Genomic DNA, 15619 nt, shown 5'->3' on the forward strand with positions numbered 1-15619 from the left:
CGGCATGAACCCTACTGGGGGACTAACGTCAGATCCTTTGGGACCACGGACCAAACATCATGACTTGCAAAGACAGCGCTGCGTGCTCATCGTAACCTCTGAGGTCGCGAAGATCAGAAAGACGATCCTTTGGTAAGAGTATTGGTGAGGTGATCGCCAAAGATCCCAAACGTGCCTCCGGCACACGCAACTGGTCCGAAGAGACGATACCTAACTAGCTGTATGTCGAAGAGGAAGTTGAGCACACGCTCGCTTAAATTAGTATAGCCGAAATAGTGAAGTGTTTGTTCGGTCTAGAGGTAACGAGAGGTTGCTACAGCAAAGCTTACTATCAACGGACTATAAGATAAGGATCACGCCAATGCACATCGAACCCTTCAAGGTCGAAATTTGGATGAACGAGTGGGAAAACCGCTGCACCTATAATCTTGCGGAAACTTGCGTGGCCAGCATCACGATCAATGAGTTGCTGCAAATGTCCGGTCGCAACAGCGATGATCTTTCTGCGCTTCTGCCGATGAAGATGACCTACGGCGCAATTGAAGGTTCCCCTCGTCTACGTACGGCAATATCGACGCTTTATGACGATCAAAACATCGACAATATCACCGTTACCCACGGGACCATCGCAGCCAATGCGCTTGTTCATAAATCTCTCGTGGCACGTGGCGATCGGGTAGTTTCCATCGTTCCCAGCTACCAACAGCATTATTCCATACCGGCTAGCATCGAGGCGGACGTTCAGCTGCTGCGATTGCGCGCGCAAGATAGGTTTTTACCTGACCTTGACGCGCTGCGCGCCTTGGTGACGCCAGAAACCAAGCTGATAGTTTTAACAAATCCCAACAACCCCACAGGCGCGCTCATTGAGGGTCCAATGCTTGAAGAGATCGCGCAGATCGCCCGCGAGGTTGGGGCCTATGTTTTATGCGATGAAGTTTATCGCGGCACTGCCCAAACGGGTCACGGGATGACACCGTCAATTGTCGATGTTTACGAGAAGGGGATTGCCACCGCCGGCATGTCCAAAGCCTATTCTCTCGCCGGTTTGCGCGTTGGCTGGATTGTCGCGCCTTCGGATGTAACCGAACAGATTCTAGTCCACCGTGACTACGACACAATCTCGGTCGGGATGATTAACGATCACTTTGCAGCCATGGCTTTGGAAAACAAAGATAAGCTTTTGGCGCGTAGCCAAAAAATCACCCGCAGCAATCTTGCACTTCTGGATACTTGGATTGCGGACCAACCGCGCGTTTCTTGGGTAAAGCCAAACGCGGGAACCACAGCGATGCTTAAGGTTGATATCCCCATGACATCACGTGAGTTCTGCGTGGATCTTTTGCAGAAAACCGGTGTCATGATGACGCCTGGCGATGCCTTCGATATGGAGGGCTATGTACGCATGGGCTATTCCAACAACACAGATGTCTTGAAGGCGGGATTGGAAAAGCTTGGCGTGTATCTGGCCGGAATTTCTGCCTGACGTCAGATCAGAGAGGCTATGGATACAGGCCTTTTCTTTCGCTTTTTGCATAGGTTCTTGCAAGCGGGCACCTTATCAAAGTGTTATGGCATCGGGCTAACACTGATGAAGGCGGGGTGCGCGGCGAGCAAGGCGAGATAAAAGAAAACACCGACCATTAGTCGTATCTTGGAAAGACCCGAAAAATTGCCCAACAGTACAGGGCGATCCCGCAGGGCCTGCACAAGCGTTGCCCATTCGGCGCCAAGCGCGTGCTTCTTTCGTTTATCAATTATCTTGCGACCGAGAATTGCGAAAACGGCGAAAGTGCCAAACAACAGGACGTGCGCCAAATCGCCATTCGGAACAATATGAGCGAGGGCCCAAAGGGCCAATGCCAGCAGGAATGGATGGCGCGTAAACCGGACAATGCCGGGAGCCTGTGGGTCAAATCGTTCGTTGTGCGCTCCACCAAACGAAAACGGGTTTGGTTGCCCCGCTGACAGGGTGATTATGATACAAACTGGGAACATAACGATCAGTGGAACGTAAGACTGCCAGGGTGCCCAATTCCAAATTGGTACGAATGGTGCGCCGCCCGCTTCTACAATGAGCCAGACCAGCACAGCGAGCGACATCGCTGAATAAATAAGAGTGAACCCAGTCGTGCCAAGCCGCGCAATCAGCCACGGCCTTAAAGGTGGTCGTACTGGTATCGAGTGACTGAGGAAGAAAACGAAGAACGCTAGTCCAAAGCTTGCCCAGCCCATCTGTCTCTCTCTAAGTAATTTTGGCAGGATCAATTAACATGATATTGAAACCATGCGATAAGCATGCAGTCCATATTGAACCTCGCAATATCAGAATGAGGATAATCCAGATCCAAATACTATCCAACACTTTGGGTCGCGCGATTTGGTTCGTTGTTGGTGCCTTGGCTCTGCTCCTTGGTGTAATTGGTATTGTGCTTCCTATCTTACCAACGACACCGTTCGTAATTTTGGCGGCATTTGCGTTCGCAAAAGGGTCGCCGACTATTGCAAAGTTCTTGGAGAACCATACGATCTTCGGGCCAATCATCGCTGAATGGCGTGCGCACGGGGCCATTGCGAAACGCTACAAGGTGTTTGCACACCTGATGATGTTGGCTGGTTTACTCCTGACTGTCGTTCTGAAGATTGCGCCGATCATTTTGGCAATACAGGTGATCTGTATGGCTTGCGCCAGCCTCTACATCCTCACCCGCCCGAGCGACGGCGGCGCTTAATTAGAGGGCTAGATGGGGGCATACATCGGAAAGCCGCCCCCATCACTAACCTGTCCTTACCTACAGAGTCACTTGAACGTGTCAGGCATCAACGTCTGCGGCAGCCAAAGCGCGATGTTGGGGAAGATGATAATCAAGAGCAAGATCAATAGCATCGGCAGTAAGATAATGCAGACTTCGCGCATGACTTGCACCACGTTCATACCGCCGATTGAGGCCGAGATCAGCAAGCATAGCCCATAGGGCGGTGTCACAAGGCCGAAGGCGAGCGATACGATGCCAATGATCGCAAAGACAACCGGATGAATTTCCGCAGCTGTCGCCACAGGCAGCAGAACCGTGCCGAGGATGATAATGGTCGGGATCGCGTCGATGAACAGACCGAAGAATAAGAACAGGCCTGCGATTACAAGGCAGGTTCCAAAGGTTCCAAATTCAAGACTGGTCATCGTGTCCACAACCAACTGCGGCACATGGTAGAACGCAAGCAACCAACCAAAGGCCGAAGCAGAGCCAATGGCAAAGAGTGAGATCGATGCAAATCGTCCCGTGTCATAGAAAATGTGGCCGAGGTCCTTAACCGTCACTGTACGGTATACAAACATCCCAAGGATTAGAGAGTACACCGCGGCAATGATCGCGCTTTCGGTTGGGGTAACGATACCTCCAACGATGCCGCCGATCACAAAGATCGGAGTGAGCATCGCAAGGAAAGCCCCCTTAAACGCCGTCCAAATTTCGCACAAAGTTGGTTTGCCGATGATCGGATAGTCATAAACCTTAGCGTAGCCATAAACCGTGGCCATCAGCGCGAGGCCAATCATGATCCCGGGAATGGCGCCAGCGAGGAACAGGGCCCCAACCGAAGTTTGCATGACCCCACCCCAAACGATCATTAAGATCGACGGTGGAATGATTACCCCCATAACCGATGAGCAGGCCGTAATCGCGATTGCAAAACGACGGTCATAGCCTTCGTTGATCATCGCGGGGATAAGGATCTTACCGCAACCAGCAGCGTCAGCGGTGGACGACCCCGAAATACCAGCAAACAGCATCGAGACTGCTACATTGACGTGGCCCAAGCCGCCGGGCATCCAACCCGTCAAAACCCGCGAAAGATCGATGAGCTTATCCGTTACCTTACCAGAGTTCATAAGGTTCGCAGCCAGCAAGAAGAATGGCACCGCCAGTAAGATGAAAGAATTGTAAGACTGGAACATGCGATCCAGTACAATGAATGGCGTCAAACGCAGTTCTAAAACCACGATAGGAACGGTGGCAATCGCTAATGCAAAGGCTACCGGGACGCGCATCGCTACCAAGAAAATGAAACCACCCACCAAAATGGCGCAGGCGAGGCCCGTTGAAATAATCATGCTGCGTCTACCGCCCGGTTTCTATATGTGAGGATGGCTTCGTATAGTCGGTAGCCAGCGAAAAAGATCCAGACCACGCCAGCAAGCGGGACCGAGATATAAGTGATGAGCATATTCGCACGCATCATGACCGAATTTTGGATGTACCCGAATTCAGCATACTCAAGCCCATACCACGCAAAAATGAGTGCAAAGGCGAGTACCATGATTAGAACGAACCCGTCCTGAAGCAAAATAAGCAGTGGTCGTTTGGCATCTGGAATGACGCGAACATCAAAGTGTGATCCGTCCCAAACGGCAATCATCGCGCCAATCATGACCGCCCAAACAAAGATAAATGTCGCGAGTTCTTCCGTCCAAAGATAAACGGGAATAACGCCAGTGTAACGGGCGAGAACCTGCATTCCGACGGGAATAGCGAGGGCTGCAATCAGTATGCCAAGCAATATTCGTAGACCATTGCAAAGCCGATCAAGCGCGCGTCCGATCATAGTTCATTCCCTCCCTAAAAAACGATCGGCACCCAATAGGGGCGCCGATCGTCAATTTTTTGATGGCTCGATTACTGTGCGCGGATCGCTTCAAGAAGGTCAGTCGCACCAAGCTCTGCAGCGTAGGCATCCTGAACTGGGATCACCATCTCAAGAAGCGCATCGCGGTTTTCGAACTCAGTTACGAAAACTTGGCCCGCATCGATCATTTCTTGCATCTTTTCACCATCTTGACGGCTTTCGAGCTCACGGCCGAATGCGCCGGCTTCTGCGCCAGCTTCCAGTACGGCGGCTTGAAGGTCAGCAGGCAAAGCAGAGAACGTGCTTTCGGACATCACCAACGGGCGCACTGTGATAGCGTGACGTGTCAATGTGATGTGGGGCGCGACTTCGTAGAACTTAAGGTTCTGGATAGATGCCGCTTCGTTTTCGAAACCCGCAATCACGCCCGTTTGGATCGCGTTGTAAACTTCGTTGTACGCAATAGCAGACGGAGCCGCTTGGATTGCGTCAAAAATTTGCGCCTGAATTGGTGCACCCATAACGCGCATTTTGTGGCCCGTCAGCTCGTCGATGTTCGCGATGGCTTCAGCGGATGCGAGGTTGCGGACACCACCGCCTGCATAACCGATGACGCGGATGTTTGCCTTTTCAAGAAGCTCTGCTTCGAGAGGGGCCATAACGCCGCTGGCAAGTGCAGTGTCCCAGTGCTCAAGGTCACGGAACAAGAATGGCATATCCATCAAAGGAATGGATGGCGCGAATGTTGCCATGTTGGACGGCGCCATGATGGCGTAATCGATCGCAACACCTTGCTGCAGGAACGTAACGAAATCGCTCTCGTCGCCAAGTTCGCCGTTCAGGCTGACGTCAAATGAAACATCGCCGTCATAGCTTTCGCCAACCAAGCGTTCGAACTCCCGAAGGGTTTTGGTGTAGGCGTGCTCTTCGTCGAACAAGCTCGCGCCGCGCAATGCAGTTTCCGCCGAAACTGAAGTCGTCATGAACGTTGTGGCAGCGATAGCGCCGACGGTTAAAGCCTTCATTGATTTGAAATGAAACATTGTGTCCTCCCAGACGTAAATTACCCGCACACAGCATGCGGACTAGTATACTTGTTTGATTTCTCGAGTTGGCCACACATGGGTCGTTTTGTAAACAGTTGTCAGTGTAACGTGATATTTGCGTTATGTCGGGTTCGCTTAAGTAGTTGAATATTATAATAAATAGCCTGCCTCCTCGCCGGCGGAAACGGGGGCGTATCGTGAAGTTTGAGGCTTCGAACTTGGGCCCTAGAACAAGCTACGGTCAGATTTCGCGCTCATTTTCTTATTGGTGTGCGGCCGATTCAAGACCCGAAACTAGCGCCCAAACTAAGGAATCATAGTCACTGACTTCGGGTTCGTGACCGAGAGAGAATTCAAACTGCCGCTCAGTGAAATCTTCGACCACATCAACGCTTTCGCATCTGGCACGCTGGCCTGCACCATTGACACTAAGGTTTCTCCTCAAACAATCGCGCGGCAAGCGGAGCACCAACAATAACCGTTACGATCCGCAGCACGTGATGCGCGATCACGAACGCCATGTCCGCCCCTGCGATCAATGCCAGAACTGTCATTTCTGCCTGACCACCCGGAGCGAACGCCAAGAGGGTTTCCAGCGGTGGTGCCAGTTCCAAAACGTGGATAGCCTCAACAAAAAGCGCCGCAAGAATGAGGAGGATTACACAAAAGCCCAATGCTGCAACAACAACGCGTCGCAGCTCTTCTCCCGTGACGCCGGCGTATTTGGATCCCACCGTCATACCGATATAGAACTGTGCGACCCAGATAGCCTCTGCGGGGGGGCGATATTGTAAGATTCCAAGTAATGCCAAGATAGCGGCTAAAATCATCGGCCCAAGGATAGACGCACCAATCATTCCGACGGCCTTTGCCATTCGCCACCCCGCCAATCCGGCCACCGCCAACAATACCATTTGAGACAAAGGCAAATCCGACGCAGGTGCGCCTGGTGGGTTGCTGAGGTCAACGCCCCAATACCCTTTCAGGATAAATGGCAATGCGGCCACGATTACCATGACTCGCGTAGCATGGATCAACGAAAGGGCCCGCACATCGCCACCTGCCTCTTCGCCGAACAACAACATGTCCTGCAAGCCCCCCGGCATGGCAGAGTAATAACTGGTCGCGAAATCAAATCCCCAAAGCTTCTGGAAATAAGGGACGCCGACCAACCCGATGAGGAAAACCATCACAGGGACAAGGATCAACGTTGTCCACGCCGCGGCCATGCTGACCACAAGGGCGACAGTAAACGTCGACCCAACCGCAACACCGAGGATCGAACGCATGGCATTGTTCAGCTCGGGGATGCCCTGCATTTGCACCCCCAAAAGTGCGGCACTCAAACAGGCTGTGATTGGCCCCAAAAGCCAAGGCAGGGGCAAGCCGAGAAATACAAATAAGGTGCCCCCAAATGCTGCAATGGCGTGCGTGATAAGGACCCGTTTCAACCCCACATTACCTTCAATCTATATCGCAGCGAGGTTTGCAAATGTGTTGCCGCTGCCGCGCCCGCAGCGTCGATATCACCGGCGCCGATGGCCTCCATTATGTTTTGGTGTTCGTCCACGACAATCGCTACGCGCTCTGGGTCTGCCAAGGTCGTGGGCCCTAGCAGAAGCAAGGCGTTATTCATGGCCCGAGCTGAATCCAGCAAAAAGCGGTTGCGCGCCGAGATGTAGATCGCTTGGTGAAATCGTTGATTAATCGCGGCTGCGCGCGCGGCGTTGTTGCGTGCGTCCGCAATGTCATCGTTCATGGCGGCCATCGCATGAACTTCGGCACCTGCTGCATGTTTGGCTGCCATCTCGGCGGCGGTTCGTTCAAGAACCAACCGCATCTCATAAAGCTCGACAACTTCAGCCTGCCCAAGCTTTCGGATCACCGCGCCAAATCTAGGACGATGTTCGATGATGTTCTCAGCTTCGAGCCGCCGGAGTGCTTCGCGGACGGGAGTGCGGGACAGTGATAATCTTTCGGAAACTTCGATTTCGCGAAGCCGATCACCCGGTTGATAGATGCCTGCTTCGATGGCTTGCATAAGCTGTGCAAATGCCACGCCCCCTTGGGACAGGTTTTCTTCATCTTCGGTGTTCATTGACTATCCTTGCATTGTATCCGCTTGGATGCATAACTCATAGGATGGCCGGACCGCTTTGTCAAAGACGGCCTGATGCTCTCTGGCTTCGGTGTTGTCTGCTGCTCTCATGGCCCCTGAAAGGCAACAAAATTTGACTCTCGTTTCAAATTGCTAATGATTGAGGTGGGAGAATTACATCTTGGCACCGCTACCTACATCACATGTTGATGCTGTTATTGCGTCCGTGGAGTCGAAATCGGCTGCAGCGCGGTCTCGGCTTGCGGCGTCTTGGCGTAGGTCAATGCTGTCCCATGGGCTTGATCCTTCCCATGATGCATCACCGTCTTATTTGACGGGGCGTGATGTTGCGGACCGGCAAGACGCGCTGGGTCGCGTTATGGAAATTGCAGCGCCCCAACTGGATCGGCTGTACGACTTAGTCGGAAGTTCCGGCTGCGGCGTCGTGCTAACCGACTGTGATGGTGTGGTTGTTGATCATCGCTTTTCTGACGCAGACCAGACAGTCTTTGAAGGGTGGGGCTTGGGCCTCGGTGCGATCTGGAGCGAGGCCGCGGAAGGCACCAACGGTATCGGCACCTGCATTACAGAAGAACGGTCCGTCACCATCCACCGCAATGACCATTTCATGGCTCGCAACACTGCCATGAGCTGCATCGACGCCCCAATTTTTGGGGCTGAGGGTCAATTGATCGCCGCACTTGATGTGTCCTCCGCGCGGGCTGACCAAACTCAGGCGATCAATGGGCTGATTGCAGAGATGGTGTCGCGGATCGCTCGTACGGTTGAGGCTGATAATTTCCGCGCCAATTTTGAACAGGCTCGTATCGTTGTTGCTGATCATGACGACTCAACAAGCTCAATGTTGCTTGCGGTCGATCAAGACGATGTGGTCATTGGGGCGACCCGTGGTGCGCGCAAGGCTTATGGGCTCGAATCTCAAGGGAAACTGACACCTTTGCCCGCCAGCGATTTGTTCGGGCGGGGCGATGGCCCCGTCGGTTTCGAAAAAGCTGAACGCGCTGTTTTAGTGCGCGCTTTGGTGAGGGCAAACAACAACGTAAGCGTCGCGGCCCGCGACTTGGCGGTGTCCCGTGCAACGCTGTATCGGCGCATGAAACGGCTTGGCCTAAACGAATAACTCATCGCGTGTCTCAGATGTGAGACACATTCGATATGTCATGGCGTGACGCCTACTTCCCAGGCCTCTCCAAAATTGCTGCTCTGTCCACCTTGAGGAGACATTGATGGACTGGGAGGCCCGCAATGAAGTTAACCGACCAACGAGAGATCGCTGCTGAACGAAGCGCCGTTTGGAATGCGATCTTGAACCCTGAGGTTCTAAAGGCCTGCATTCCGGGCTGTGAAGAGCTGACAGGATCGCCCGAAGACGGGTTCGAAGCAGTCGTCGTGCAGAAAGTTGGCCCCGTTAAAGCCAAGTTCAAAGGCGAAGTCACAATATCGGACATCGTAGAGGGCGAAAGCTTGACGTTGTCTGGTCAAGGCAAGGGCGGACCTGCTGGGTATGCATCTGGGGCTGCCGACGTGCGGCTGAGTGACATAGAAGGCGGCACGTTGCTGGAATACGACGTGGACGCAAAAGTGGGTGGCAAGCTCGCCCAGTTGGGTAGCCGGATTATTGACGGGTTTGCCAAAAAACTTGCGGGCGAATTTTTTGAGCGGTTCCAAAACGGGCTTGAGCCTGAAACGGCGGACACGGCCGAAGATACTGAAGAACAAGAGACCAAAAAAGGATGGATCGGGCGCGTGTTCTCATCATAACGCGCACCGGTCTTTGATCATTTCTAGGGAGGAAAAGATGCCAAAGATAACCATGAACATTAACGGGCGCGAGACGTCGGCAGAGGTGGAAAACCGCACTCTGTTGTCGACTGCGCTCCGTGAAAAATTGCACCTGACAGGTACGCATATCGGCTGTGATACCAGCCAGTGTGGTGCTTGCGTCGTACATGTGAACGGCAAAGCTGTGAAGTCTTGTACGATCTTTGCATCTGAACTTGATGGGGCGAACATTGATACAATCGAAGGCCAAGCCAGCCCCGATGGAACACTGAACGTCATTCAACAGGCGTTTCAGGATCACCACGGATTGCAGTGCGGATTTTGCACGCCCGGCATGGTGATGAGTGCTGCAGCACTGCTGAAAGAAAACCCCAAGCCAACCGAGGCCGAGGTGCGCGACTACCTCGAAGGCAACATCTGCCGATGCACTGGGTACCAAGGCATCGTGAACGCAATCCTGGCTGCGAGCGGACAAGACGTCCCCTCAATCGCCGCTGAATAAGGGAGGATACCAAATGCCAGACGGAGGAATTGGTGCACCAACCAAACGCAGAGAAGACACGCGGTTTCTAACAGGCCGCGGAAAATACACAGATGATTTCACACCTCAAAACACATCGTATTGTGCCTTTGCGCGCAGTCAGGTGGCGAATGGTGTGATCAAAAGTGTCGACACGAGTGCTGCGGCAGAAATGCCCGGTGTTTTGGCGACTTTTACCGGCGAAGATTTCGTTGAAGTCGGTGGCAACCCCGCGGGTTGGGCTATCGTGAGCCGTGACGGCGAACCGATGAAAGAACCCAAACGTCCCGTACTTGCGCACGGCAAAGTCCGCCATGTTGGCGATGCCTATGCCGCAGTGGTTGCTGAAACGCTGGAACAGGCGCTTGATGCGGTTGAAGCGATCGAAGCTGACATTGACGAACAAGATGCTGTCACGGATATGGCGTCAGCCGTCGCAGGGGCCGGTTCTATGGTCCACGACGAGATCGAAACCAACGTCTGTTTTGATTGGGGCTGGATCGAAGACAACCGCGCCGCTACAGACGAGGCAATCAAGAACGCGCCACATGTGACGACGCTGGAACTGGTCAACAACCGCCTTGTCCCCAACGCTTTGGAGCCACGGGCATCCATTGGTGAATACGATCCGGGCACGGGCGAGTATAAACTGACCACAACATCGCAAAACCCGCACCTGTCGCGGCTTTTGATTGCGGCCTTTGTTCTGGGCATTCCAGAGAACAAACTGACAGTTCTTGCCCCTGACGTTGGTGGCGGGTTTGGTTCGAAAATCTATCACTACAGCGAAGAAGCTTTGGTGCTGGCGGCGGCCAAGAAGCTCGGGCGGCCAGTGAAATGGACAGCGACGCGCACGGAATCTTTCCTTGCGGATGCGCACGGTCGAGACCACGTCACCAAGATCGAACTTGCTTGCGAAAAGGACGGCACGTTCATCGCGTTCCGCACCGAAACAATGGCGAATGTCGGGGCTTATCTGTCGAACTTTTCGACGGTGACGCCGACGTTCTTGCACGGGACACTGATGGCGGGGAACTACACCGTTCCCAACGTCTATGTGAACGTAAAGGCTGTCTTCACGAACACAGCACCTGTGGATGCCTATCGCGGCGCTGGTCGCCCCGAGGCGACCTATTCTCTGGAACGGGTGATCGACAAATGTGCGCGCGAACTAGGCATTGATCCTGTTGAAATTCGGCGCAAGAACTTCATCAAGAAGGACCAGTATCCTTACGCGTCTGCTGCGGGTCTGGAATACGACAGTGGTGACTACGACTCCTTAATGGATGGCTTGGAAAAGGTAGCTGATTTTGCTGGGTTCGAAGCGCGCCGCGCGGAGAGCGCTAAGAAAGGCAAACTTCGCGGGCTTGGTGTCAATGCCTACATTGAAGCATGCGGTATCGCGCCGTCCAACCTTGTCGGTATTCTCGGTGCGCGTGTCGGGCTTTATGATGCAGCGACCGTGCGGGTGAACCCAACGGGCAACATTTCAGTGATGGTGGGGGCGCACAGCCATGGCCAAGGCCATGAAACCGCCTTCCCGCAGATCGTTGCGGATATGTTGGGCGTGGATGCGCAATCGGTTGATATCGTTCATGGTGACACGTCCAAAATCCCGTTCGGGATGGGCACCTACGGGTCACGTAGCCTTGCGGTTTGCGGGTCTGCGGTGTTCCGCGCGACGGAAAAGATCATCCTAAAGGCGACGGCGATTGCAGCGCATATGTTGGAGGATAAACCGGAAAACATCGAATTCAACGATGGCGTCTTTTCGATCAAAGGGACGAACAAGAATGTTGGCTTCGGTGATGTCGCGCTAAAGGCTTATATCCCGCACGACTATCCAATTGAGGATCTTGAACCTGGCTTGGAAGAAACGGCCTTCTATGATCCTGCGAACTTCACATACCCCTCTGGCGCCTATGCCAGCGAGGTCGAAGTAGATCCGGAGACTGGCAAAGTCACGATTTGCTCCATGGTCGCGCTCGATGATTTCGGCGTGGTCGTGAACCCGATGATCGTTACGGGACAGGTTGAAGGTGGTTTGGCCCAAGGTATCGGTCAGGCATTACTGGAAAACGGAGTCTATGATGACACCGGCCAATTGTTGTCTGGGTCCTTGATGGATTACGCAATGCCGAGGGCGGATGATCTGCCCAACCTTGTTGTTGATCACAGCCATGCAACGCGCTGTACCCATAACCCGATCGGGTCAAAGGGCTGCGGTGAAGCGGGGGCGATTGGGTCCCCACCGACCATCGTGAATGCCGTTGTCGACGCGCTTTCGCGTGGGGGGCATGATGTCGATCATATCGACATGCCCGTGTCTCCGTCGCGCGTTTGGGCGGCTATGAACAAATGACTTTCTACTGGCGAAGGGCAGGGCTGCGCCCCTCCCTTTGGCCACAGAACAAGGACATGAAATATGTATGATTTTGATTTGGTAATCCCCGCGACGGTCGCCGAGGCGTCAACGGCTATGAAGGCAGATGGCGCGCAAGCGCTGGGCGGCGGGCAAACGCTTTTGCCGACCATGAAACAACGCCTTGCTGCACCTGAAGTGTTGGTTCGCCTCAGCGAACTGGCTGATATTGTCAGTGTTAATGCGGCGTCTGGCACCCTTAGTATCGGCGGCGCCACAACACATGGGCAGGTCGCGTCTGAAGGGTCTGCTTACCCTGCTTTGGCGGCTTTGGCGGGCAACATCGGCGATCCGGCTGTTCGCAACCGTGGCACCATTGGTGGATCTATCGCCAACAACGATCCGTCGGCGTGCTATCCGGCTGGCGCGCTTGGATCAGGCGCGACCATCGTCACCAACACGCGCGAAATTGCAGCGGACGATTTCTTTGTTGATCTGTTTGAAACAGCCCTCGAAGAAGGTGAAATCGTCACCGGTGTGAATTTCCCGATCCCCGACGCGGCGAACTATCAGAAATTCGACCAACCAGCCTCACGGTTTGCATTGGTCGGGGTTTTTGTCGCCAAGTTCGGGGACAAGGTCCGCGTGGCTGTAACGGGTGCATCTAACGGCGGGGTGTTCCGCTGGTCTGAAGCGGAAGCAGCCCTAAGTTCGAATTTCGCAGCGGATGCGATTGAGGGCTTGGCTGTTGATGCCGGTGACCTCATCACGGACCTTCACGGCACGGCTGAGTATCGCGCACATTTGATCACTGTCCTGACGCGCCGCGCTGTACAAAGCTGCTGATCGCGAAATAGACGGATGCGGCGCCGCTCTCTGGGCGTCGCATCCGTCTACCGTTTCCAGAAAGCGTACTGCCCTTGCAAATGACACCGATCATATCGCCACATTCAGACATCCGTGACCCCTTACTCGCGCTCGCGACTGGGCACGTGTCGGGTGTTTTGGCTTTGGTCATCCGAACCGAAGGACCGTCTTATCGCTCTGTTGGGGCGTCGATGGTTTTTTCCGATAACGGTGTGCGGATCGGAAGCCTGTCATCAGGCTGTATTGAAGCGGACCTCGCTCTGCATGCGGCGCAGGTGTTGTCAGACGGTTCGCCATTGCGGGTCCTCTACGGCACCGGATCACCATATAAGGACATTCGGCTTCCCTGTGGTGGCGGGCTTGAAATCTTGCTGCTGCCGCAACCGCGACCGGATGAATTATCCTTGATTGCAACGGTGGTAACGGACCGCCGGCCAGTTGCGATTTCGATCGACTTTGAAACGGGGCGTATCTCGCGTTCCGCCCCCACGGTGACCGGCATTCATGGCGACCGTTTCGACTTGGCATTAATCCCGCCGCTTCGGTTTGCCGTCTTCGGCAAAGGCCCCGAGGCGACGACGTTTACACGGCTGGTTCAATCGCTTGGCTATGAGGGTGACTTGGTCTCACCTGACTTGGAAACGCTCAGCATTCCGCCTGTAAGCGGATGGGTGACGCACGAAATTCGCAGCCCAATTTGCCCTGAAAATGTAGCTCTCGACGACAGAACCGCTGTCCTCCTGTTTTTTCATGACCATGAATGGGAAGCCCCAATCCTGAAGGGGGTCTTTGATCATGACACCTGCTACATTGGCTGTCAGGGCAGTTGGCAAACCAGTCAAACCAGATTGGCTGAATTGAAAGACTTGGGCGTTTGCGATGAAGATGCGCAAAAGGTGCGCGGCCCGATTGGGCTGATCCCCTCAGTGCGCGACAGCAGCACGCTAGCCGTGTCCGTCCTAGCGGAAATTCTCGCGTCTCAGTAAACCACTTCGCGATCATTCGATAGGACGCGCCAAATATCGCTGACGTTACAGCCACGCACATATTGAAACTTTGCCTTCACGGCGCACTGGCTTAGGGTCCGTCCAAAAGGATTTTGAGTATGAGTATCGATCGCCGTCACTTTATCAGCGGAATTGGCGTGCTAGGCCTTGCAGCATGTGGCGTTAGTGTTCCGACAGCGCAGCCTGTCCGCGCACAGTCACTGCCCGATGACCTTCGCCCTATTCGAACAGACGCTTTTAGTGCTTGGGTTCGCGCGTTCCGCCCTCGGGCCTTGGGGAACGGCATTTCGGGGTCCACCTTTGATGCGGCGTTCGCGGATGCTGGTTACATTCCGGGCGTCGTAGCGAGGGATGGCAATCAAATTCAAACCCGCCGCACCCTCGAAGAATATCTGTCCATTGCGACCTCCGATGAGCGACTTGAAAAGGGTCGTGCTGCGATTGCACGCTATGGCAATACACTTAACGCAATCGAACGCCGCTACGGTGTTCCTGCGCTCATCGTAGCCGCGATTTGGGGGATGGAATCCACGTTCGGTGAAAAACGCGGGCTTATTCCTGTGGTCTCTTCGACTGCAACGCTTGCCTTTGATGGACGACGCGGCGCGTTTTACGAAAGCCAACTGATCGCGGCGCTGAAGATTTTGGAACGCGGTGACACGACGCCAGCCCAATTGACCGGATCATGGGCGGGGGCCATGGGCCATACACAATTCATCCCGACGTCTTATCAATCGTTTGCTGTTGATTTTAACGACGACGGTCGGCGTGATATTTGGTCGGATGATCCTGCCGATGCACTGGCATCTACGGCAAGCTATTTGTCCCGTAACGGATGGCGCAGTGGCGTGCCGTGGGGGGCTGAGGCGGGTACGTCAAACTTGTCCGGCAACACCATCCAGCCACAAGCTGGGGGGGTACGGTTCACGGTGACCCGTAACTTTAACGTGCTGAAGACCTACAACAACTCCGACCTTTATGCTTTGGGTGTGGGCCATCTGTCTGATCGTCTTGGTGGCGCTGGGCCTTTGCAGGGGTCATTCCCGCCAGATGCCAATGGGCTGACAGCTGCGGACCGTATCGCGCTTCAAACCCGTCTGACCGCGCGCGGGTACGATATCGGAACAATAGACGGTGTCATTGGTGCGCGTACCGAAGCGGCGATTTCCGATTTTCAGCAGCGTCAGGGGCTAACCGTGACAGGCCAAGCCACTCGAGACGTTCTAAACGCTCTGCGATAGACGCAACGGCTTTCCCTTTTGCGGACGCCCGACTAGGGTGCCCGCAAAAGGA

General features: G+C 54.3%; 15 protein-coding genes. 9 read left to right on the forward strand and 6 right to left on the reverse strand.

All coding sequences use genetic code 11. The features are described from left to right. The first annotated feature begins 361 nt into the window (after positions 1–361). Positions 362–1486 carry an aminotransferase gene (locus L0666_RS06730; protein WP_235259578.1) on the forward strand — a complete coding sequence of 375 codons (1125 nt, stop codon included), beginning with the start codon at positions 362–364 and terminating at the stop codon, positions 1484–1486. Between the two features lie 83 nt (positions 1487–1569). On the opposite strand, the gene L0666_RS06735 is transcribed toward L0666_RS06730, so the two are convergent. Then, positions 1570–2235 carry an NnrU family protein gene (locus L0666_RS06735; protein ID WP_235259579.1) on the reverse strand — a complete coding sequence of 222 codons (666 nt, stop codon included), beginning with the start codon at positions 2233–2235 and terminating at the stop codon, positions 1570–1572. A 95-nt stretch (positions 2236–2330) separates the two neighbouring features. Between L0666_RS06735 and L0666_RS06740 the strand changes: the two genes are divergently transcribed. Then, positions 2331–2732, forward strand: a complete 402-nt coding sequence (locus L0666_RS06740; protein WP_235259581.1) for a YbaN family protein — start codon at positions 2331–2333, stop codon at positions 2730–2732. 68 nt (positions 2733–2800) lie between these two features. Here the strand turns inward: L0666_RS06740 and L0666_RS06745 are convergent, their stop codons facing one another. From L0666_RS06745 to L0666_RS06765, 5 genes are all read right to left on the reverse strand, one after another. Further along, positions 2801–4111, reverse strand: coding sequence for a TRAP transporter large permease (locus L0666_RS06745; protein WP_235259583.1), 1311 nt, complete (start codon positions 4109–4111; stop codon positions 2801–2803). Beyond that, positions 4108–4602 carry a TRAP transporter small permease gene (locus L0666_RS06750; protein ID WP_235259589.1) on the reverse strand — a complete coding sequence of 165 codons (495 nt, stop codon included), beginning with the start codon at positions 4600–4602 and terminating at the stop codon, positions 4108–4110. The genes L0666_RS06745 and L0666_RS06750 overlap by 4 nt, the downstream gene beginning before the upstream one ends. 71 nt (positions 4603–4673) lie before the next feature. After that, positions 4674–5666 carry a TRAP transporter substrate-binding protein gene (locus L0666_RS06755; RefSeq protein WP_235259590.1) on the reverse strand — a complete coding sequence of 331 codons (993 nt, stop codon included), beginning with the start codon at positions 5664–5666 and terminating at the stop codon, positions 4674–4676. A gap of 431 nt (positions 5667–6097) precedes the next feature. Further along, entirely contained in the window at positions 6098–7120 is a 1023-nt protein-coding gene (locus L0666_RS06760) for an AbrB family transcriptional regulator (RefSeq protein ID WP_235259591.1), read from the reverse strand. Further along, positions 7117–7767, reverse strand: coding sequence for a GntR family transcriptional regulator (locus L0666_RS06765; protein WP_235259593.1), 651 nt, complete (start codon positions 7765–7767; stop codon positions 7117–7119). Before L0666_RS06765 ends, L0666_RS06760 begins: the two co-directional genes overlap by 4 nt. Positions 7768–7948: 181 nt before the next feature. Between L0666_RS06765 and L0666_RS06770 the strand changes: the two genes are divergently transcribed. From L0666_RS06770 to L0666_RS06800, 7 genes are all read left to right on the forward strand, one after another. After that, positions 7949–8908 carry a GAF domain-containing protein gene (locus L0666_RS06770; RefSeq protein ID WP_235259595.1) on the forward strand — a complete coding sequence of 320 codons (960 nt, stop codon included), beginning with the start codon at positions 7949–7951 and terminating at the stop codon, positions 8906–8908. Positions 8909–9033: 125 nt separating this feature from the next. Then, positions 9034–9549 (forward strand): CoxG family protein, encoded by a 516-nt coding sequence (locus L0666_RS06775; protein ID WP_235259597.1) that lies wholly within the window; start codon positions 9034–9036, stop codon positions 9547–9549. A gap of 37 nt (positions 9550–9586) precedes the next feature. Continuing rightward, positions 9587–10072, forward strand: a complete 486-nt coding sequence (locus L0666_RS06780; RefSeq protein WP_235259600.1) for a (2Fe-2S)-binding protein — start codon at positions 9587–9589, stop codon at positions 10070–10072. Between the two features lie 13 nt (positions 10073–10085). Then, on the forward strand, positions 10086–12452 hold the full coding sequence (locus L0666_RS06785) for a xanthine dehydrogenase family protein molybdopterin-binding subunit (protein WP_235259601.1): 2367 nt from the start codon (positions 10086–10088) through the stop codon (positions 12450–12452). A 63-nt stretch (positions 12453–12515) separates the two neighbouring features. Continuing rightward, on the forward strand, positions 12516–13298 hold the full coding sequence (locus L0666_RS06790) for an FAD binding domain-containing protein (RefSeq protein ID WP_235259604.1): 783 nt from the start codon (positions 12516–12518) through the stop codon (positions 13296–13298). 80 nt (positions 13299–13378) lie between these two features. Further along, entirely contained in the window at positions 13379–14305 is a 927-nt protein-coding gene (locus L0666_RS06795) for an XdhC family protein (protein ID WP_235259606.1), read from the forward strand. A gap of 119 nt (positions 14306–14424) precedes the next feature. Continuing rightward, complete coding sequence (locus L0666_RS06800; protein ID WP_235259613.1) at positions 14425–15567, forward strand: lytic murein transglycosylase; 1143 nt, start codon at positions 14425–14427, stop codon at positions 15565–15567. Positions 15568–15619 lie beyond the last annotated feature (52 nt).

Origin of the sequence: Octadecabacter algicola, from assembly GCF_021532625.1 — a bacterium.
GTDB classification, from domain to species: Bacteria; Pseudomonadota; Alphaproteobacteria; order Rhodobacterales; family Rhodobacteraceae; genus Octadecabacter; species Octadecabacter algicola.

Bases quoted from the DNA above. Each gene is read 5' to 3' on its own strand.
- L0666_RS06780 (WP_235259600.1), top strand. From the start codon at position 9,587: ATGCCAAAGATAACCATGAACATTAACGGGCGCGAGACGTCGGCAGAG.
- L0666_RS06750 (WP_235259589.1), bottom strand. From the start codon at position 4,602: ATGATCGGACGCGCGCTTGATCGGCTTTGCAATGGTCTACGAATATTG.
- L0666_RS06795 (WP_235259606.1), top strand. From the start codon at position 13,379: ATGACACCGATCATATCGCCACATTCAGACATCCGTGACCCCTTACTC.
- L0666_RS06775 (WP_235259597.1), top strand. From the start codon at position 9,034: ATGAAGTTAACCGACCAACGAGAGATCGCTGCTGAACGAAGCGCCGTT.
- L0666_RS06755 (WP_235259590.1), bottom strand. From the start codon at position 5,666: ATGTTTCATTTCAAATCAATGAAGGCTTTAACCGTCGGCGCTATCGCT.
- L0666_RS06790 (WP_235259604.1), top strand. From the start codon at position 12,516: ATGTATGATTTTGATTTGGTAATCCCCGCGACGGTCGCCGAGGCGTCA.
- L0666_RS06740 (WP_235259581.1), top strand. From the start codon at position 2,331: ATGAGGATAATCCAGATCCAAATACTATCCAACACTTTGGGTCGCGCG.
- L0666_RS06735 (WP_235259579.1), bottom strand. From the start codon at position 2,235: ATGGGCTGGGCAAGCTTTGGACTAGCGTTCTTCGTTTTCTTCCTCAGT.
- L0666_RS06800 (WP_235259613.1), top strand. From the start codon at position 14,425: ATGAGTATCGATCGCCGTCACTTTATCAGCGGAATTGGCGTGCTAGGC.
- L0666_RS06730 (WP_235259578.1), top strand. From the start codon at position 362: ATGCACATCGAACCCTTCAAGGTCGAAATTTGGATGAACGAGTGGGAA.
- L0666_RS06745 (WP_235259583.1), bottom strand. From the start codon at position 4,111: ATGATTATTTCAACGGGCCTCGCCTGCGCCATTTTGGTGGGTGGTTTC.
- L0666_RS06765 (WP_235259593.1), bottom strand. From the start codon at position 7,767: ATGAACACCGAAGATGAAGAAAACCTGTCCCAAGGGGGCGTGGCATTT.
- L0666_RS06785 (WP_235259601.1), top strand. From the start codon at position 10,086: ATGCCAGACGGAGGAATTGGTGCACCAACCAAACGCAGAGAAGACACG.